Here is an 18,943-nt window from a genome sequence, read left to right as displayed (position 1 = left end):
GTTTGCTCAGCCCCGGAATGTTGGATTGTTTCAAACGCCAGCTGACAGCATGCCTGAATTTGAGGGTTGTCAGGCGGATACGCAGATAACGTGCATTAATGCCGCTAAAATTTCCATTCCCAAGAAAAAAAACAAGCCTGAGTAGACGGTAATGACGAGCAGTGATCACCAGCGCTTGCTGGACTATTTTTCTTGGAATAGCTGTGTTTCGGATGAGCGCAAGTTGCTCTACATCGCTACGCCGAAGGTGGCCTGCACCTCGTTGAAGTGGTGGTTCGCGGAGCTTGAGGGGGTTGCTGAGGCTGTCAAGCAATTGAAGATCAGCTCCGAGTCGGACCCCGAACTGGTGATTCATGACACATTGCTGGCCGTTGCTCCTCAATTGCTCGTGCGTTCTCCCGAGCAGCTTGAGCGTGTCAGGGCAGAGGGATATTTCAGTTTTGCCCTGGTGAGAAATCCCTACAAGCGAATATTTTCTGCATGGCAGTCGAAGATCCTTTTGGGCGAGCCCTTGCAAATCGAGCCGTATAAAGGCAAGGCGTTTGTGGATTTTCCGGTCGAGACCATGTCGGATGTGACCGCGTCTTTCGAGTGTTTTCTTGAGTTTCTGTTCGCCAATGAACGAAACGACTTCAAGGACGCCCACTGGACACCGCAATATGATTTGCTACAGCCGGATATATTTTCCTACAGTGCCGTTTCCAAAATCGAGGACACCGCAGCGCTCAATGCTGCGCTGCGCAGCCATCTCGGTGACGGGTACATCAGTCCGTTCAGTAAGGCCAGAGCAAACGAAAGCCTGATCCCTTATCTTCCGCAATTCATCAGTCCGCGATCCAAGGCAGTGATCGATGAGCTCTATGCGAAAGACTTCGAAGTCTATGACTACTCAACTTCCATCCCTCCTGCGAAAGAAGCGTTCTCGCAAGAGCAGTTGACGGTAGCGCTCAAGGGGATTGAATTGCTGCGTGGGCGGCATCAGCGCATTGGCGAAATGCGCCGGTATTTCATTGAGCAAATTTCCGGGTTGTTGAAAGATAAGGAGTGGCTCGCAGAGCAGCGTCTGACATGGATGGATTTCGGCAAGAGCAAGGAAGATCAGCTATTTGCGCTCCAGGCTGCCTTTAGCGAACAGGCAGGGCAGGTCGAGGCGGATCGAAGCCAGCAACTCAGGGTCGAGCTGGAGCGCTCGAAGGCAGAGACTGAGTTCTCAAAAAAGGAACTCGATCAGTCCAGGATTGAACTTGACGAGTTGAAAGTCGTAATTGAGCAGGCAAGGGTCGAGCGCGAGCGGACGAAAGCAGATTACGAGCAGGCAAGAGTCGAGCACGAACGGACGAAAGTTGAGTACGAGCAGGCAAGAGCCGAACTGGAAAAGTTGAGAACTGATTTTCTTCAGTTGAAGTTACTACACGAACAGGCGCAGGTCGACCAGGAACAGACGAAAGCCGAGCACGAGCAGACTAAAGTTGCGCACGAGCAGACAAGAGGCGAGCTGGCACAATTGAGGACTGATTTTAGTCAGTTGAAATCACTCCTCGATCAGTCTCAGGTCGACCATGGACACACGAAGGGCGAGCACGAGCGGACGAAAGTTGCACACGAGCAGACTAAGGCCGAGTCAGCACAGTTGAGGGCTGATCTTGAGCGGTCGCGGTTGGAGGTGGCCTCACTTGTTTCTGAGCGTGAAGCGTTTGCTCTTAAGCACAAGCGCTATCTAACCTCCTACAAATATATTGATGCAAAAATCGTCGCTCGATTGCGCAGGACGGTGCATATTATGAAAAGGCGCAAGGGAGATTAAGGTGGCAAAGGTTTCGGTTGTACTGACTTCCTATAATCACGATAAGTATATTGAACAGGCGATTAATACTGTTCTCAAACAAACCTATGGTGACTGGGAACTGATTGTCGTTGATGATGTTTCGCCAGATGCTTCCTGGGAAGTTATCCAGCGCTATGATGATCCGCGGATTATCAAGGTTCGAAATGATCGAACTCGCCGCTATATTTACAATATTAATCGCGCTATCCAATCGCAGAGCACCGGTGACTACATCGCTATTCATCATTCGGATGATGCCTGGGCGCTGGACAAGTTAGAGAAGCAAGTCGCTGTGCTGGATGCCAATCCGCACATCGGGGCTGTGTTCTCCCATGTGCAATGTATTGACGAAAACAATCAACCATTGTCTATCGATTGGTTCAATCAGCCAAACAAGTCACGAGCGGCCTGGTTGCGTGCTCTGTTTTTCAACGAGAACAGATTGTGCCATCCGAGTGCTCTGGTCAGGCGCAGTGCCTACGAGCAAAGCGAACTGTACAAGTGTGCGCATGCTCAGATCGATGATGCGGAGCTTTGGACCCGTTTGTTGAAGGTGTCCGATATCCATGTCGTTCAGGAAAAGCTGACATTGCACCGGATCTTCTCTGATCAGTCCAATGCCAGTGGTGATCGTCCGGATAGACGAGCCCGCTTGAAGCTGGAATGGCATCTGCAGAAACAACACTATGTCGATTTGCCACAAGCGGATATTCTTGAGATCTTTCCGGAAGCTGCGCAATGGGTAACGCCTCAGGGTGCAAATACCCAGTTTCTGTTGGCAATGGTTGCAATTCATGCAGGCACCTGTTCAGGTACGAGGCTCTTCGGTATCGAATTGCTTTATCGATTGATGACGGACGCCGAATCCCAGGTGCAGATTGAAGCGCTGCATGGCTTCAATTACCTGGACTTCATCGGGCTTACGGGTAAAGAAGATTTTTTTAGCCCGGCAGTGATCACCGAGCAGCCTGCGGTTGCTGTTGCTACTGGATGGCGAGCTCTGGTGGGTAAGTTTCTTCGTAAGCTAGGCGCCGTCTGACGCGGCGCACCGAATTTTCCAGCGCTGCGGCGCCGTAACCAGTGACTCTCTTTGATATGGAACCGAGGGTGTCGCTGGTTTTATTGTTTGTGAAGTAGAGGCACTGAGTGAAGATTGACCTGAAGATTCTGAGTTCTGTTTCTTTTTTTATCTGTTTGGCGGCCGGCGTTTTGTATTTTACCCGTTGGGGAGATACCGAGGCGCCTGTTGAACGTGCTGCGTCGATAGCGGTTTCGGATCACGTGACGCTGGATGTCGTCAGCAATGCCCTCAAGCTGGAGCTCAAAGGCTGCGATGTTGCTCAGGTTCCGGATAACTTTTTTCTCCATATTTATCCACGAGACACTTCAAAGGCGGGGGCAGAAGGCTTTATCAACAAGGATTTCAACCTGAATTCCCTCAAGCCTACGTCCACGGAGACGCGATCGGGGATTGCTTACTGTCGCTATGAGGTTGCGTACGGGCTTTCAACCGTTGATCGGGTTGCGGTTGGCCAGTTCCGTTCGCCGCAGGGCAACTGCTGCGAAATCCTCTGGGACAAGCAGGTCTCCTTTAATAAATAGTCTTCGGTAGTGAATTGATATGAGCACAGCTGTTGCGGATCCCAATCGTTCTTTCGGACTTGATGTCTGTCGGACGCTTGCATGCCTGCTTGTCGTATTCGGGCATATGCTGGGGCACTCTCTTCCCAGCCCAATTCTGTCAAATTTCGCATTTCTGGCCATTTTTGGTGTGGATTTGTTTTTTTGCCTGAGTGGTTTCCTGATCGGTCGAATTCTGCTTAAAGAGGCCGCGCGTTGGGGTGAAACGAAAACGGCAGGGCTCACGAACTTCTGGTATCGCCGATGGATGAGAACATTGCCGCTTTACGTGTTCTTTTTCTTTGTTTCGTTGAAGTTTGACTGGCAAGGTGCAACGACCTTCGGCGAGCAATTTCGATACTTGGTGTTTGCTCAGAATTTCGCCTGGACCATGACAGACTTTTATCGATTGTCGTGGAGCTTGGCTGTAGAAGAATGGTTTTACTATACGTTCCCTTTGCTCATATTGCTGATGATCGGTTTTGGCGCCAGCGTAAAACGGGCGGCGATGATAACGATCGCGGTTTTTATCGTGGTTCCGTTTCTTGCCCGTGTTGGCATGCCAATCCAGCCGGTCAGGTATGACGATGCCCGCTATGTGGTTCTCTATCGTCTGGATGCCATTGGGTTCGGTGTGCTGGTGGCTTATCTCTATACATGGCATAAACCGTTGTTTGATCGGATTATCCGCTTTTGGTATATCCCTTTGGCATTTGTAGTCGGCATCATTGTTCTGACAAAGCAGGGAGTGCCTTGGACGTTAAATGACAAAGTTTTGCAGTCAGTGTTTTTCTCCTGTTCCGCGATTTTTTTTGCTGCTCTGATTCCCGCATTCTTCCATTTGCGTCCTTCGCGTTCGCAATTACTCAACCGTTTTGTCAAGTTTACGAGCCTGGTCTCCTACTCGATCTACCTTGGGCATATTTTTGCCTTCACCCTGGTGATTTCGGTGTTGAACAGATTTGGGTTGCATGAGGCTATATATAATAATCCCTGGATCGTTTATCCAATATTCACTCTGTGTGTTTACCTGCTCGCTTATTTGACTTATCGCTTGGTTGAGAAGCCGTTCCTGAAGCTTCGAGATGTCGATGGGTTTTCATTCGTAAAATTTCTGAAGAGCCTCCAGCGTCTTGGCGCAGGGAAGTAGGTCTTGTTATGCAAAACTCAACACCGCCGGATTTCTCCAGCTATTGTGGTACGGTCGCACTGGCTAATGATTACGTAGCTGCTCAAGCCGAGGGGGGGCAGGCTGCGCCTGTTCTTGTTGTCAGTTTGGCAAGTGAGCGCGCATGTGATTTGTCAGGTGTTTACAAGTCACTGCGGGTGCAGACCTTTCAACGTTGGCAGTGGCTAGTTTGTTACGACGGCAACTTGGATGAACAGTTGAGTGCGGCGTTTATTGCTGAAGTTGCGAAGGATGAGCGCGTTCTTTTACGCCCACGTGCCGAGTGTGTATCCACAAGTGCGGTTTGGTCTGCATTTGATTACGTGGTGCTGGTGGATGCCAAAACTCAACTGAAATCAACGTTTATCGAAAAGGCCATCTGGTCCTTGGTATCGAATCCGGAATTTGCTTTTTGCAACTCCTTGGGAATGATTCCGGGCGAGCATAGGTGGTTGATCAACCATCATTTGAGTGAGGGTAAACATTACCTTGCCAGTGCTCAATTGAGGGTCAGAGCGGCGGTATTCCGCAGTTCGGTGTTGTTGGAGACTTTCTCCGATATCGCGATTTTGTCTGACGGTCGAGATCCGCTCGCGATGCTTTCTTGCCTGGCTGACAAGGGGTATTGGGGATACACGATTCCCGAGTATCTGCAGTGGTGCGCTTTCTCGGAGGTGGGGCATGATGTTGATTCTGACCAGATAAAGGCCGGTAAGGCAATTCCACAGGTCAATCGGCGTTTTCCTTCAGCCTATGAAACGTTGCCGGTTGCGTTTCCTTTCCGCAACCCGCTCAAGCGCAATGCAAGTGGCCGGCGGGTCATGTTTCTCTTGCCGTGGATGGTTGAAGGGGGGGCTGATCGGGTCAATATTGACCTTATCGAAGGCCTGGTTGCTGGTGGCGCTGATGTCACTGTGTGCGCGACCCTGGAAGCAGATCATCGCTGGCTCGGAAAGTTTGCCGAATTGACTCGTGATGTTTTCGTGCTGCCGAATTTTCTGTCTTTGTCGGATTTTCCACGCTTTATTTTGTATCTGATTGAATCCCGGAGCATCGACACGGTACTGATCGCCGGCAGTACATTGGGCTATCAGCTTTTGCCTTACTTGCGCACCATGGCGCCTGAAACGGCGTTTGTGGATTTGTGCCATACCGAAGAGATGCATTGGCTCAATGGTGGGCACCCGCGATTCGCGGTTGGTTACCAGGACGCGCTTGATCTGAATGTGGTGAGCACGCGTCACTTGTCCGATTGGATGGAGAGGCTCGGCGCCGATCCGGAAAAGATTCGAGTGATGTATACGGGAATCAAATCTCATCCGGTGTCCCTGTCCGAAGGCGAGCGCGGTGCGGTATTGCGCGGTTTTGCTTTGGATGAGCAGGCTCTCACCATTATTTTTGCCGGTCGTATGTGCGATCAGAAGCGGCCACTGAAGCTTGCCGAGATTTTAAGCGTGGCGAAGCAGAAGGGGGTTCGCTTCAATGCCTTGGTCATTGGCGAGGGGGAGCTGCGCCCTGCGTTTGAAAGTCTGATCGCGCAGTATGACCTGGGCACAGAGGTACGGGTGCTGGGGGCGAAGGCTCATGCTGACTGGCTTTCCTTGCTGGCAGTGTCCGACGTCTTGTTGATGCCATCCGAATACGAAGGCATTTCGGTTGCGCTTATCGAATCCATGGCGGCAGGTGTGGTTCCGGTTGTGGCTGATGTGGGTGGCCAGGACGAGTTGGTGGGTGCGGAAACCGGATACCTGGTCCAGCATGGCGAGGATGAAGTCGCTCGTTATGTGCAGGTGCTTCAAGAGTTGGCGGCGGACGCCGAGACACGTCGTCGCAAGGCGCTGGCCTGTCGGCAGTTGATTGAGGCGAACTATACTGCCGCTGCAACCAGTCGTCAGTGGCTGGAAATCATGGATGAGGCACGAGCCAACAGAAAACATTCGTCTCAACCATTTTTGCCGCTGGGGTTGGCCAGAGAAATAGCGACGAATGCGTTGGAAAACAGACGAGTCACTTCCTATCTCGATCATCTGTACTCAACGCACTGTCTGACGAATGAAGCACAGACCGCTGCTCCATTCAATCAAGGTATTCTTGCTTTCCTGATAGCGAAGGTGCGTCGAAATCGCTGGGCCAGGTTCATTTTCAACAGGCCTTTAATCAGGAGGGTTGCGCGAAGGTTGAAAGTGTCTGTTTCTTGACGCGTTTCTGCTTGTGTGGTAGGTTTTTCGTCTTTTTTATTGCAGATTAACGTCAATGTTTTTTCGACAGTTTCGATGTTAGTCGAGAGTTTTTATGAAAATCACAGTGTTTGGCGGCGGCGGCTTTATCGGATCGACTATCGTTGATCGTTTGTTACAGGATAAGCATTCGATCCGCGTTTTCGAACGCCCGAGAGTGCCTGCCTATCGTGCGTTTCTGCCTGATGAGCAAGTCGAGTGGATGACGGGCGATCTGTCGGATATCAGTAGTATCAAAGAGGCAATCGACGGCGTTGATGTTGTTTTGCATCTTGTTTCGACGACCTTGCCAAAAAGCTCGAATGAAAACCCGATCTATGATGTGCAAAGCAACGTAATTGCAACTTTGCAATTGCTTGATGCCATGGTTGAAAAAAAGGTCGGTCGAATTGTTTTCATTTCGTCGGGCGGGACTGTTTACGGCGCTCCGAAGTACATTCCTATTGATGAGAAACATCCGACTGATCCAGAGGTTTCTTATGGCATAACCAAGTTGGCCATCGAGAAATATTTGCATCTATACAGCCACCTTCATGGCATCAAACAAGTGTCTTTGCGGGTTGCCAATCCGTATGGCGAGCGCCAGCGCGTGGAAACAGCCCAAGGTGCTGTGGGTGTGTTCATTCATAATGTATTGAAGGGCACGCCGATCGAAATCTGGGGAGACGGCAACGTCCAGCGCGATTTTCTTCATGTCAGCGACGTAGCGGAGGCATTTGCAAAAGCGGTGACCTACACCGGCAAAACCAGTGTTTTCAATATCAGTTCGGGTATCGGTACAAGTTTGAACAGCCTCATGTCGATGATCGAAGAGGTCAGCGGCACCCCGGTTGCCAGAAACTACAAGCCTGGGCGTTCTTTCGATGTACCCGTGAGTGTGTTGTGCAATAAATTGGCGCAGGATGATCTCGGATGGTCGCCCAGGATTTCCATGAAAGACGGTATCTTCAGAACGTTTGAATGGGCCAAGAAAGAATCGCAGAAGTGAGGGTTATCGGGTGAGCTGCCTTTTGCTCTCCAGCAATGCTGGCTGCAACCTCGAATGAAGGTACTGCTCACCGTACATCAGTTTTTTCCGGAATTTTCTGCAGGCACCGAAGTTCTGACTCTGTCCGTCGCTCGCGAGCTGAAGGGGCGGGGGCATGAGGTAAGGATCTTCACAGGTTTTCCGGCCACTGAAGCGCTGACGGATCAAGAGCGATTCGACCAATATCATTACGACGGGCTTCTGGTGGACCGATTTCGGCACGCATATGTGCCGATGGGTGATCAGACGTCGAAAATCGAAATTGGCTATGATAACCATCTGGCTGCGGACTTTTTTCAGCAATTGCTGAAAGAGTTCCAGCCGGACGTTGTGCACTTCTTTCACCTTAACCGCCTCGGCACCGGACTGATTGAAAAGGCCGTGATGGCAGGTGTGCCTGCTTATTACACGCCGACCGACTTCTGGAGTATTTGTCCCACTGGGCAGTTGTTGCGCTGCGGCGGGCAGACCTGTGACGGGCCGAGTCCGGACGCGGGAAATTGTGCGGTGCATTTCGCGGCCAATCTGCTGCCCGGTCGAATCGCGACTCTGGTCAGCGCAATTCCCGACAGTGTCAGCGATAGTTTGGTGCGTCTGGCTCGTTCTCCTCGGATCCCAACGGTTTCGTTCGTGGGTGAGGTGCGTGCTCTCGATAAGCGTCTTGACCGCAACATTCGTCGGTTGAATCTTCTGCAGGCTGTCATTGCGCCCAATCGGATGATTGAGTCACTGCTTCTGCGTAACGGCGTGCGATCCGAAATAATGGTCAGGTCGTCCTATGGCATCAACCTGGCCCAGCCTGTCGTGGTGCGCGAGCGGACGTTGCATGATAGGCCGCTGGTATTGGGTTTCATCGGTACGCTCGCCTCGCATAAAGGCTGCCATGTGTTGCTGGAGGCGCTGCAGCAGTTCTCTTCCCGCGAGGTGCATCTCAAGATATACGGCAAACAAACCGAATTTCCGGAATATGTAGCCAAACTGCATCGTCTGTCGGATGGGAATGAGTCGGTGACGTTCTGCGGCACATTTTCGAATGATGACATTTTCAACGTGTTGGGTGGTCTGGATGCACTGGTAGTGCCATCTGTCTGGAATGAAAATACCCCGCTTGTTGTCTACTCGGCTCAGGCTGCCGGTTGTCCCGTTGTGGCGTCCGATGTGCCCGGAATCGCCGAGGCGGTTACTCATGATGTCAACGGATTGCTATTTGCGCCAGGCAGCGTTATTGGGCTCCAACACGCTCTCACACGCCTGATCGGCGAAGAGAGGTTGCTGGAGGAGTTGTCTGCGAATTCCATGCCTCCAAAATCTGTTTCTGTCTATGTGGATGAGTTGTTTCAGATTTGGAACTCATCCATGTAGGAACAGTCGGTTCTTTTCGGCTCGTAGAGGTTTTTCTTGGCGCGGGCAATGGCCCGGTCTATCCTTCACGCTTATTTCAGGACTTGGGCTTTTACGTCAGAGATTAATCATCTTCAAGCGTTAAATACCTGATTCAAGTCAATGTATATATATCAGCGGTGTGTTTGCGATGGCGGAAAATCTTGTCGCTCATAAAATGGTCGTCGATCGGGAGCAGCGTAGTGCTCTCAAGTCTCAACGACCTGTGGTTTTGTGGTTTACCGGGCTAAGCGGTGCCGGTAAGTCGACGATTGCCAACGCTCTTGAGCAGGCGTTACTGGAGGAACATCGTCACACCTACCTGCTGGATGGAGACAACATTCGTCTCGGTCTGTGTCGTGATCTGAAATTTAGCGATCAGGACCGTACGGAAAATATCCGGCGAGTTGCAGAAGTTGCCAAGTTGTTCGTCGATGCCGGGCTGATTGTGGTGAGTGCGTTCATCTCGCCGTTTCGGCGTGACCGGGCATTGGCTCGGCAGGTGATCGGTGATGCTTTTTTTATTGAAGTCCATATCGACACATCCTTGGAAGAGTGCGAGCGCCGCGATACAAAGGGGCTCTACGCCAAGGCGCGCTCGGGCGAGCTGAAAAACTTCACCGGTATCGATTCTTCCTATGAGCCGCCGGAAGCGCCGGATGTTCACATCAATACACTCAAGGATGATGTGCCAGAGGCTGTAAGAAAAATCATGCAATTTATGGAAGGGCGGAAGGATCATTGAAGACCCTGGTCATTATCGGTGCGGGATTCAGTGGTGCGGTGACGGCCGTGCAGTTCTTGCAAGTCTGCGAGCCTGGTACACATGTGGTGCTGCTCAACCGGTCCGGTGAAATGGCTCGAGGTTTGGCGTATGGCACTAGTAGTTCAAGGCATTTGCTGAATGTGCCGGCCGGCAACATGTCGGCATTGGTCGATCAGCCAGATCACTTTTTGCACTTTTGCGAAGGTCGCCTGCCGGGTACGACGTCATCTACTTTTGTGCCGCGAAAGCTCTATGGCGACTACCTCTCATGGTTATTGGCCGATGCCGGGCACAATTGTCGAGAGGGGGTGACTTTCGAGCGGATCACTTGCGAGGCCAACAGTCTTGAGTATCAAGATGGAAAGGCCCGGATCAGCTTGGTTGATGGCCGCAATCTGATTGCCGATCATGTGATCCTGGCATTCGGAAATTTTTCACCGTTCAACCCATCCATCACCTCGGTTGCCCGAGACGCCGGTCGTTATCTGGCTGATCCCTGGTCGGGGGCCATCGAAGAACCGATCGATCCGCAAGCTCCGATTCTGCTGTTGGGAGCCGGATTGACTGCGTTGGATGTGGCGTTGACTTTGGATCAGCAGGGGCATCGGGGGGTGGTGTACATGCTCTCCCGGCGAGGTGTCCGGCCATTGCCACACCGTGCCTCTCGCCATGTCGAGTCCATTGCAGGCGAGGTCGTTCAGAGCCTGCAGTCCGCTTCTCCGACTGCTTTGGGTTACCTTCGCCGCATACGCGAGCTGGTTCGCCTGGCGGCCGAGAGAGAAATCGACTGGCGTGATATTGTCGGCGCTTTGCGACCGATTACAGCGCACTTGTGGGGCCGCTTGAATGAAGTGGAGCGGCGGCGTTTTCTGCGTCATCTGCAAGTCTACTGGGATGCTCATCGCCACAGAGTCGCACCTGAGTCTTTCAAAGCATTTTCAGCGCAGATCGAACAGGGCCGACTTCGGCCAATGGCAGGAAGAATCCAGAGTATCGAGCGGTTGGCAAAAGGCTTGCGTGTTCATGTTGAACAGCGAGGAAAGTCCACGGTCGAGACCGTTGACGTTTCGCATGTCATCAATTGCACCGGACCGAACTCAAACCTTGCCCGCGTTGATGATCGTCTGATCGCTCAGTTGCGTCAGGCAGGTCTGATAAAGCTGGACAGCCTGGGATTGGGTATCCGTGTTGATGAATCGCTTTGCGTATTGGATGCGCACGGCAACACGGTGCCTTGGTTGAGTTATGTTGGCCCGATGCTCAAGGCGCAATTCTGGGAGGCCACTGCTGTCCCGGAATTGAGGAAATATGCGAAGGATCTGGCCTTGCGGGTCGCTACAAGCATCAGTCGGTAGTGGGAGCATTCGCCCGGTCTTCAGGTCGGGCGACTTCTTTCGTTTTTGGACAGTGATCAAACAATCAACAACGCCTGAGTGAATAATAAATGGTGCCGGTTAGCAGGTCTGGTCTCGATGACGTTGTCGTGAGTTATTCGTCCCCGTTCACCTGTCGTTTGATTTCAAAGGTTCGGCGTCCTCGGGTTGAGCCTTGTCAATGAGTGTTCAATCCGTGCTTGTGACGGGTGGGTCGGGATTTCTGGGTGGGGCCTTGCTGCGACATCTGGCAACTTCCAAAAGTTATCTGCCGGTTGCCGCCTTGAGACGGGAGTGTCTCGATCTGCCTCGGGAAATTCGTCGTTTCATGCTTGCAGACATGACGGCCAATGCTGATTGGCGAGATGCGTTAACCGGGATTGATGTCGTAGTGCATTGCGGTGCGCGAGTGCACGTCATGGATGAGGCGGCAACGGATCCGCTGGCGGAGTTTCGGCGGGTGAATGTCGATGCCACTCTGAATCTTGCCCGACAGGCAGCAAAGGCCGGTGTGAAACGTTTTATCTTCATCAGCTCAATCAAGGTAAATGGTGAGTTCACCGAGCCGGGTAGCGTATTTACTGCCGATGACACACCGGCTCCCGTCGATCCTTACGGTATCTCCAAGCTCGAAGCAGAAATTGGATTGAAACAACTCTCAACAACCACTGAAATGGAAGTTGTGATCATCCGGCCCGTTCTGGTTTATGGGGCGGGTGTAAAAGCCAATTTCTTGAGTATGATCCGCTGGTTGCAGCGCGGAATTCCTCTGCCATTGGGCGCGGTACACAACCGACGAAGCCTGGTAAGCCTTGATAACCTGATTGATCTGATCGTGACGTGCTTTGTACACCCCGCTGCGGCTGGTCAGGTCTTTTTGGCCAGTGACGGGCATGATGTATCAACCACGGAGTTGTTGCGTAGTATCGCCGCCGCCCTGAAAAAGCGCGCTGTACTGCTCCCATTGCCAGTCAGTCTGGTGAGTGCCATCGCAAGACTGGTGGGGCGAGGTGCGGTTGCCCAGCGAGTTTTCGGTTCGCTCCAGGTCGATATCGGTAAGAACCAGCGTTTGTTGGGTTGGGTTCCGCCATTCAGCTTTGAGCAGGGGCTGGCCGCCACCGTGAAACCATTTCTGGAAAACCGAAAACCATGAATCATTGGTGGCTCATCCCGGCGGTGGCCGGGCTATCTTTCGTCCTGACCGCCTGTCTGCGCCGTTACGCGCTGTCGCGAAGTCTGATGGATATACCCAATCAGCGCAGTTCCCATTCGGTTCCCACTCCGCGAGGAGGAGGGGTCGCCATCGTGCTGGTGTTCATCCTTGCATTGTTGGTGCTGTTCCAGGTCGGGCTTATTGGCCAAGGAGCATTGATTGCATTAATGGGGGCAGGCGGTATCACCGCTGTTATAGGTTTTTTGGACGACCATGGTCATATCGCTGCGCGCTGGCGCCTTCTGGCTCATTTTTTTGCAGCAGCATGGGGTGTTTACTGGATTGGTGGGTTGTCACCCGTGATGATCGGCGGCTTCAGTATTCAACTGGGCTGGTTGGGGCATCTTGTGGCCGTCATCTACCTGGTCTGGATGCTTAATCTGTACAACTTCATGGACGGCATTGACGGTATTGCCGGTGTCGAAGCCGTTACGATCGGCTTGGGTGCGGGGTTGTTGTATTGGGTGATCGGCTTGCCCGAACTGGCGTGGCCACCCATCTTGCTCGCAATTTGCGCAGGTGGTTTTCTGTGCTGGAACTTCCCGCCGGCAAAAATTTTCATGGGGGATGCGGGCAGCGGATTTCTGGGAATCATCCTGGGTGTCCTGTCACTCCAGGCTGCCTGGGTGGAGCCAGGATTGCTGTGGGCCTGGCTGATATTGTTAGGCGTGTTCATTGTCGATGCGACATTTACCCTGTTACGTCGGTTGTTGCGCGGGGATAAGGTCTACGAGGCGCATCGCAGTCACGCCTATCAGTTTGCGTCCCGTCGGGTCGGCAGTCATTTGCCGGTGACTTCCGTGGTCGGACTGATCAATCTCCTGTGGCTGCTGCCGATTGCACTCTGTGTCGTCTGCTTCAAGGTTGATGGCGTACTCGCATTGGTGATGGCATACGTGCCTCTTGTTTGGCTGGCGGTAAAGTATCAAGCAGGCCAGCCGGAAACCAGTTGAGCAACCTTGGTGCGCATGGCATTTGCTGTGCAGGCGTGCGTCCCACCTGCCAGAGCGGGGCAGGTGGGACGAGTTGCACGCAACATCCTCATTGCGATCTGAAGCGCCAATACGCTCTGTCACCGCAGAAAAGCGAGTGCCTATGGCCAAGACTGATCCGTAAATTGTAAAAAGTGTGTATACCTGCGCGTACAACGGCAACCGCAATGCCGCCTCGAGGCCTGAAGTCCTCGAAATTAATACTGAATTCGTCGATGGAACGTTTGGTGTCTACGTCGGGTCGGAATCAACACTGGGGCTGGCTTTGTCCGGTAAGTGATTTGACTCATCAGGTGTATAACAGTATTTCTAATGATGCTTTGTTCTTGGAATAAAGCGATCGGAGAGGAGCAGATTTTGTCTCGCAGTATCTTCCTGTCAAAACTTCTAGGGTTTGTGAATGCTGCACGGTTAAGGCTGGCGAATCCCAATCTTCCTCCGAAGCTGCAAAAGAATAATTCGCCGTTGGCTGCGGGGGTGATGTCACCGGCTGGCATCGGAGAAACTCACGATGCGAGCCTGCTTCCTGAGAATTTTGATCCGGCATTCTATTTACGAATGAACCCTGACCTGGGCGCCGCTGACCCTGTCCATCATTACTTGAACCACGGTCGGCATGATGCCTGGCGGGTCGTGACGTTGCCGCTAGTGCATCGTTCCGAGACGCATGCCTTTAATCCTGAGCTGGACACCATCCTGGTTGTCAGTCATGAGGCATCGCGTTCGGGAGCCCCCATTCTGGCGCTCAATCTCGTCGAGCGCTTGTCGGTTCGATATAACGTGGTTGTATTACTGCTTGGAAATGGCCCGCTCCTGGGGGCGTTTAAGGATGCCGCTGTTGCAACCGTGAGCAGTCCCGCACTCAGACATAATGCTGAGTATGTGCAACTTGCAATACAACAGTTGAGTGTCGAGTTCAGTTTCCAGTTTGCACTGGTCAATAGTATGGAGTGCAACCTCGTTCTCGAACCGCTTGCCAGGAACTTTATTCCATCTGTTTATCTGATTCATGAGTTTGCCTCTGCCTACCCCAATTCACAGGCGTTGTTGTCGGATACATTATTGTGGAGTAGTGAAGTTGTGTTTTCTGCGGGGTTGACGCAGGAGAACGCACAGGATTCATTTCCGGCATTTAAGCACTTCCCCACGCACATCCTTCCACAAGGGCGGTGCGTTCTTACCGAGCAAAAAGGCAGTGAAGATCAAGCACGGATGGAGGCGGATAAGCTTCGGGAACAAATTCGACCGAAAAGTGACACTGACAGAAAGTTTGTTGTATTTGGCGCCGGGTATGTCAATTTTCGTAAGGGCGTAGATCTTTTTATCCAATGTGCGATCAAGGCCATGAATAGCCCCGGGGGAGAGCGGTTTCGTTTCGTCTGGATTGGTCAGGGCTACATGCAGGGTGCCGAAGATGGGTATTCGGTCTATCTCGCAGATCAGATCAAACGATCGGGTTTGCGAGACCGGTTTGTGATACTGGGGGAGACCTCCGCAATCAGCACCGCATATGAAGAAGCGGATGTGCTGTTCATTTCCTCAAGGCTGGATCCATTGCCTAACGTCGCCATTGATGCCATTGCGGAGCGGCTGCCGGTAGTCTGTTTCGACAAGGCGAGCGGGATTTCAGATTTTCTTTCGTCCTGCGGATTGCGGGATGTGTGTGTTGCCAATTATCTGGATGTCACCAGTGCCGCCGAGAAGATATTCGCGCTGGCTGATTCGAGTTCGTTGTATGAGCAAGCAGTCAATCTGAGTTATAACGCGGCGGCGACCTATTTCGACATGGATTCCTATGTCAGAAAAATCGAAGCGTTGGGTGTAAGTGCATCCAGACGAACCCGACAGGAAAAGCAGGATGTCGATACCATCGTTGAGTCGGGCCTGTTGGTCGGAGGCAATGGAGCAACCGTCGTTCAAGATGTCTTGAGCAATATACGGGGAAGGGCGCGGGGTATGAGTGTTCCGCCACTCGTTGCGGGTTTTCAGCCTGACGCCTATGTGTCCGAACGCGGTCTGGCGGTCGCCGGATCCGATCCCTTTGCCGACTACCTTCGTGCGGGAAGCCCTCGAGGCGTTTGGGACAGGTGTGGGTAGCCGCTGACTTACTTTTTACTCGACATTGCTCGCCACAGTCTACTGAGAAGATTACAACGGTCAGGTCTATCGGCGGCATTGGCGTCCAGGCTGTCAATGCCTTCGTGCTCCATGCGCCGGCAGTGTTCAAGCACGGGCGCCAAGCAGGGCGCGATCATGAGAGCGTGGGCCGATGGGTCATAGTGATGGTCACTGGGATCAGGGTTGCGCAAGGATTCCTTGAGGCGTCCGGATGCATCTATCGAGTGACTGTCGAGATTCAAGTAACTGAAGCGTTCACGGCGGCAGAACTCTTCCATGCGGTTGTTGAACTCAATGGTCAATCGAGTTCTGTCAGCCAGTGACGCTTTTACTTCTTTTCGCAGGTTTGCAACTTCACCCCATTCCATTTCATCCTGAATCGTCGGCAAGGGCGTACTGAGGGCGATTACTTGATGCGTCCGAGCAATGTCTTTCAGAAGCTTTTGATAGTTATCAAGGGCCAACTGCAGCATTTGCTCAACTGAGCTATCGTGTTTCTGTGCTCTATACCAAATCACAAATCCGGTATCGACCTCGCCGAGCATGACGATGACTGTCTTGGCGTGCGTCGCATCCAGTGCGGCCGTGAATTGTGGCATCGCCTGAGTGACGGCATTTGGATTTTTCAATCCCGATACAGTTGCTCCTCCGACGGAAATGACCTCGAACGAATACTCGGACAGCAGCGTTCTCATTTCATCCGAACTGAAAACTGACGCGTGAGAGTCGCCGAGTACTAGTACAGGGGTCATTGTCTGAGAGCTTCCTGATTCAGTGATTTGAGGTGGTGCATTGACCAGAGCGAAATTCTATAGGGTCAGGGCATGTGCGCCTAGTTGAGTCACAAATCTGCTCAGCGAACACCTTGAGCAGGCTGTCGATGTCTGGAGGTGACTGTCTGAAGTCATTGATCCGGGACTCTTGTCGAATCATGCCGACAGTACAATTCACGGGCTCGCTTTTGGGGGATCAAATCCGCTTTTTGTCGACTGTAAAGTGCTTGAACCGTTCGAAATGCTGATGTGGAAATGCCGTACCAATTCACGGGCTGTAGCCGGTCAATATTCAGATAGTGCCTCCTGCATTGAGGTTACAATGCGGGTCGTCGACTGTCGAAGGAGGGAGCCAAGTGCTCGAACGAGTGAATGGATAAAGTGCGTACTGTTCTGTTGGGTTTGCCTCGCAAACAGAAACGTTTGCTTCAGGTGGCTACCGACATTGTTCTGGTATGGGTCGCCCTGTGGTTGTCGTTCATCGTGCGTCTGGGTATCGATGATATGTATAACCCGTTCAAGGCACACATCTGGCTCTTCGCCTGCGCTCCCGTTATCGCCATTCCGCTGTTCATACGCTTCGGCATGTATCGAGCGGTCATGCGTTACTTCGGCAATGACGCGCTGATTGCCATCGTCAAGGCAGTCAGTCTGTCCTCGCTGATTCTGGCGGTGGTCGTTTACTGGTACAGCAATCACGAATCCGTGGTTCCGCGCTCGATCATCTTCAACTACTGGTGGTTAAGCATGATGATCATTGGCGGCTTGCGACTTTGCATGCGTCAGTTTTTCATGGGGGACTGGTTCACCGCCGCTCAACATGTGCCGTTCACCAGTCGTGATGATGGATTGATCAAGGTAGCGGTTTACGGGGCGGGTGTTGCTGGCAATCAACTTGTCGCTGCCCTTCGAATGGGTCGGGTCATGCGTCCGGTGGCCTTCATTGATGATGATCCCGACATCTCGGATCGCTCGATTTCAGGGCTCCAGGTTTACAAGCCCAGAAACATTCAACAGATGATCGACGTGACCGGCGCTCAGGAAATGCTCCTGGCATTGCCGTCTTCGACCCGAGCCCGGCGTCGGGAGATTCTCAATCTGCTTGAAGGTTTTCCTCTTCACGTGCGCAGTGTCCCGAACTTCACGGATCTGGCTAGCGGCCGGGTCAAGGTAGAAGACATTCAGGAAGTCGATATTGCCGACTTGCTGGGCAGGGACTCGGTACCGGCTCAGCCGGATCTGCTGGCGCGTTGCATCAATGGCAAGGTTGTGATGGTCACGGGAGCTGGTGGCTCTATCGGTGCCGAACTGTGCCGGCAGATTTTCACCCTGGGTCCGACGACCCTGGTGCTCTACGAACACAGCGAGTTCAACCTGTACAGCATTCTCTCGGAACTCGAACATCGTGGTTGCAGGGAGTCGACACCCGTTCGCCTGTTGCCGATCCTCGGCTCCATCCGTAATGAGGACAAGCTGCTCGATGTGATGAAAACCTGGAAGGTGGACACCGTCTATCACGCGGCAGCCTACAAGCATGTGCCAATGGTTGAGCACAATATCGCGGAGGGTGTGCTCAACAATGTGATCGGCACACTCAACACGGCACAGGCTGCACTTCAGTCCGGCGTCTCGAATTTTGTGCTTATTTCCACTGACAAGGCGGTGCGCCCCACCAACATCATGGGCAGTACAAAGCGTCTTGCGGAGCTGACGCTGCAGGCTTTGAGCCGCGAGACCGCGCCGGTATTGTTCGGAGACAACGCCAACGTATCCCGGGTCAATAAAACCCGCTTTACCATGGTGCGCTTCGGCAATGTGCTGGGCTCCTCCGGCTCAGTGATTCCACTGTTTCACAGCCAGATCAAATCGGGCGGTCCGCTGACTGTCACTCATCCGAAAATAACCCGCTATTTCATGACCATCCCTGAGGCCGCACAACTCGTCATTCAGGCGGGGTCGATGGGACAAGGTGGCGATGTATTCGTACTCGATATGGGGGAGCCGGTCAGAATCGTCGAACTCGCCGAGAAAATGATTCATCTCTCCGGTCTGAGCATTCGCTCCGAGCGCAATCCGCAGGGTGACATTTCGATTGAATTCACTGGACTGCGCCCTGGTGAAAAACTCTATGAAGAGCTTTTGATAGGCGACAACGTAGCTGCCACGCCGCATCCGATGATCATGACCGCCAATGAAGATCATTTGCCGTGGGACCTATTGAAGTCACGATTGACTGAATTGCTTGCAGCCCTTGATCGCGATGATTATTCCCGGGTTCGTCAATTACTGCGCGAAACCGTGAGCGGCTACGCACCTGACGGCGAGATCGTCGACTGGATTTATCAGCAGCGCAGGCTTGAACCCTGATTGTTTCATATCCTGTAATAGACACACTTTTGACTCTCGCCAGACATGACCTAAGTTTGGGAGGCAGCTTGGGAAAAGCTGCTC

General features: G+C 52.6%; 14 protein-coding genes. 13 read left to right on the top strand and 1 reads right to left on the bottom strand.

Features of this window, described 5'->3' with window-relative positions:
- Nucleotides 1–151: 151 nt before the first annotated feature.
- The 12 genes from J5M72_RS11505 to J5M72_RS11450 all read left to right on the top strand — a co-directional run bounded on the left by J5M72_RS11505 (nucleotide 152) and on the right by J5M72_RS11450 (nucleotide 15,698).
- Entirely contained in the window at nucleotides 152–1,804 is a 1,653-nt protein-coding gene (locus J5M72_RS11505) for a sulfotransferase family 2 domain-containing protein (RefSeq protein WP_207865505.1), read from the top strand.
- A gap of 1 nt (nucleotide 1,805) precedes the next feature.
- Nucleotides 1,806–2,864: a glycosyltransferase family 2 protein gene (locus tag J5M72_RS11500; protein WP_207865504.1), complete on the top strand. Its 1,059-nt coding sequence runs from the start codon at nucleotides 1,806–1,808 to the stop codon at nucleotides 2,862–2,864.
- A gap of 107 nt (nucleotides 2,865–2,971) precedes the next feature.
- Nucleotides 2,972–3,427, top strand: a complete 456-nt coding sequence (locus tag J5M72_RS11495; RefSeq protein ID WP_169431364.1) for a hypothetical protein — start codon at nucleotides 2,972–2,974, stop codon at nucleotides 3,425–3,427.
- A gap of 19 nt (nucleotides 3,428–3,446) precedes the next feature.
- Complete coding sequence (locus J5M72_RS11490; RefSeq protein ID WP_169431363.1) at nucleotides 3,447–4,595, top strand: acyltransferase; 1,149 nt, start codon at nucleotides 3,447–3,449, stop codon at nucleotides 4,593–4,595.
- 8 nt (nucleotides 4,596–4,603) lie between these two features.
- The gene (locus tag J5M72_RS11485; protein WP_243433290.1) at nucleotides 4,604–6,811 is read left to right on the top strand and encodes a glycosyltransferase family 4 protein; all 2,208 of its coding nucleotides are present in this window, start codon (nucleotides 4,604–4,606) and stop codon (nucleotides 6,809–6,811) included.
- 94 nt (nucleotides 6,812–6,905) lie between these two features.
- Nucleotides 6,906–7,838, top strand: a complete 933-nt coding sequence (locus J5M72_RS11480) for an NAD-dependent epimerase/dehydratase family protein (RefSeq protein WP_207865503.1) — start codon at nucleotides 6,906–6,908, stop codon at nucleotides 7,836–7,838.
- A 54-nt stretch (nucleotides 7,839–7,892) separates the two neighbouring features.
- Entirely contained in the window at nucleotides 7,893–9,239 is a 1,347-nt protein-coding gene (locus J5M72_RS11475; protein WP_207865502.1) for a glycosyltransferase, read from the top strand.
- Between the two features lie 169 nt (nucleotides 9,240–9,408).
- Nucleotides 9,409–10,002 carry an adenylyl-sulfate kinase gene (gene cysC / locus J5M72_RS11470; protein ID WP_169431360.1) on the top strand — a complete coding sequence of 198 codons (594 nt, stop codon included), beginning with the start codon at nucleotides 9,409–9,411 and terminating at the stop codon, nucleotides 10,000–10,002.
- Complete coding sequence (locus J5M72_RS11465) at nucleotides 9,999–11,378, top strand: FAD/NAD(P)-binding protein (protein ID WP_207865501.1); 1,380 nt, start codon at nucleotides 9,999–10,001, stop codon at nucleotides 11,376–11,378. Before cysC ends, J5M72_RS11465 begins: the two co-directional genes overlap by 4 nt.
- Before the next feature lie 199 nt (nucleotides 11,379–11,577).
- Nucleotides 11,578–12,549: an SDR family oxidoreductase gene (locus J5M72_RS11460; protein WP_207865500.1), complete on the top strand. Its 972-nt coding sequence runs from the start codon at nucleotides 11,578–11,580 to the stop codon at nucleotides 12,547–12,549.
- Nucleotides 12,546–13,562, top strand: a complete 1,017-nt coding sequence (locus tag J5M72_RS11455; RefSeq protein WP_207865499.1) for a glycosyltransferase family 4 protein — start codon at nucleotides 12,546–12,548, stop codon at nucleotides 13,560–13,562. The genes J5M72_RS11460 and J5M72_RS11455 overlap by 4 nt, the downstream gene beginning before the upstream one ends.
- A gap of 396 nt (nucleotides 13,563–13,958) precedes the next feature.
- The gene (locus J5M72_RS11450; protein WP_243433289.1) at nucleotides 13,959–15,698 is read left to right on the top strand and encodes a glycosyltransferase; all 1,740 of its coding nucleotides are present in this window, start codon (nucleotides 13,959–13,961) and stop codon (nucleotides 15,696–15,698) included.
- An 8-nt stretch (nucleotides 15,699–15,706) separates the two neighbouring features.
- On the opposite strand, the gene J5M72_RS11445 is transcribed toward J5M72_RS11450, so the two are convergent.
- Nucleotides 15,707–16,471, bottom strand: coding sequence for an SGNH/GDSL hydrolase family protein (locus J5M72_RS11445; RefSeq protein ID WP_207865498.1), 765 nt, complete (start codon nucleotides 16,469–16,471; stop codon nucleotides 15,707–15,709).
- Nucleotides 16,472–16,864: 393 nt separating this feature from the next.
- On the opposite strand from J5M72_RS11445, the gene J5M72_RS11440 reads away from it, so the two are divergent.
- On the top strand, nucleotides 16,865–18,859 hold the full coding sequence (locus tag J5M72_RS11440; protein ID WP_169431355.1) for a nucleoside-diphosphate sugar epimerase/dehydratase: 1,995 nt from the start codon (nucleotides 16,865–16,867) through the stop codon (nucleotides 18,857–18,859).
- The last annotated feature ends 84 nt before the right edge of the window (nucleotides 18,860–18,943 follow it).

The sequence above is a fragment of the Pseudomonas sp. 58(2021) genome (assembly GCF_017491585.1).
In the GTDB taxonomy this organism is placed as follows: Bacteria; Pseudomonadota; Gammaproteobacteria; order Pseudomonadales; family Pseudomonadaceae; genus Aquipseudomonas; species Aquipseudomonas fluorescens_BT.
Note: the sequence above shows the minus strand (reverse complement) of the source record. Positions and strands in the feature narration are given on the sequence as shown.

Excerpts from the sequence above, each read along its gene's own strand:
- J5M72_RS11505 (WP_207865505.1), top strand. The coding sequence starts at position 152 with ATGACGAGCAGTGATCACCAGCGCTTGCTGGACTATTTTTCTTGGAAT.
- J5M72_RS11490 (WP_169431363.1), top strand. The coding sequence starts at position 3,447 with ATGAGCACAGCTGTTGCGGATCCCAATCGTTCTTTCGGACTTGATGTC.
- J5M72_RS11485 (WP_243433290.1), top strand. The coding sequence starts at position 4,604 with ATGCAAAACTCAACACCGCCGGATTTCTCCAGCTATTGTGGTACGGTC.
- J5M72_RS11480 (WP_207865503.1), top strand. The coding sequence starts at position 6,906 with ATGAAAATCACAGTGTTTGGCGGCGGCGGCTTTATCGGATCGACTATC.
- J5M72_RS11475 (WP_207865502.1), top strand. The coding sequence starts at position 7,893 with ATGAAGGTACTGCTCACCGTACATCAGTTTTTTCCGGAATTTTCTGCA.
- cysC (WP_169431360.1), top strand. The coding sequence starts at position 9,409 with ATGGCGGAAAATCTTGTCGCTCATAAAATGGTCGTCGATCGGGAGCAG.
- J5M72_RS11460 (WP_207865500.1), top strand. The coding sequence starts at position 11,578 with ATGAGTGTTCAATCCGTGCTTGTGACGGGTGGGTCGGGATTTCTGGGT.
- J5M72_RS11455 (WP_207865499.1), top strand. The coding sequence starts at position 12,546 with ATGAATCATTGGTGGCTCATCCCGGCGGTGGCCGGGCTATCTTTCGTC.
- J5M72_RS11445 (WP_207865498.1), bottom strand. The coding sequence starts at position 16,471 with ATGACCCCTGTACTAGTACTCGGCGACTCTCACGCGTCAGTTTTCAGT.
- J5M72_RS11440 (WP_169431355.1), top strand. The coding sequence starts at position 16,865 with ATGGATAAAGTGCGTACTGTTCTGTTGGGTTTGCCTCGCAAACAGAAA.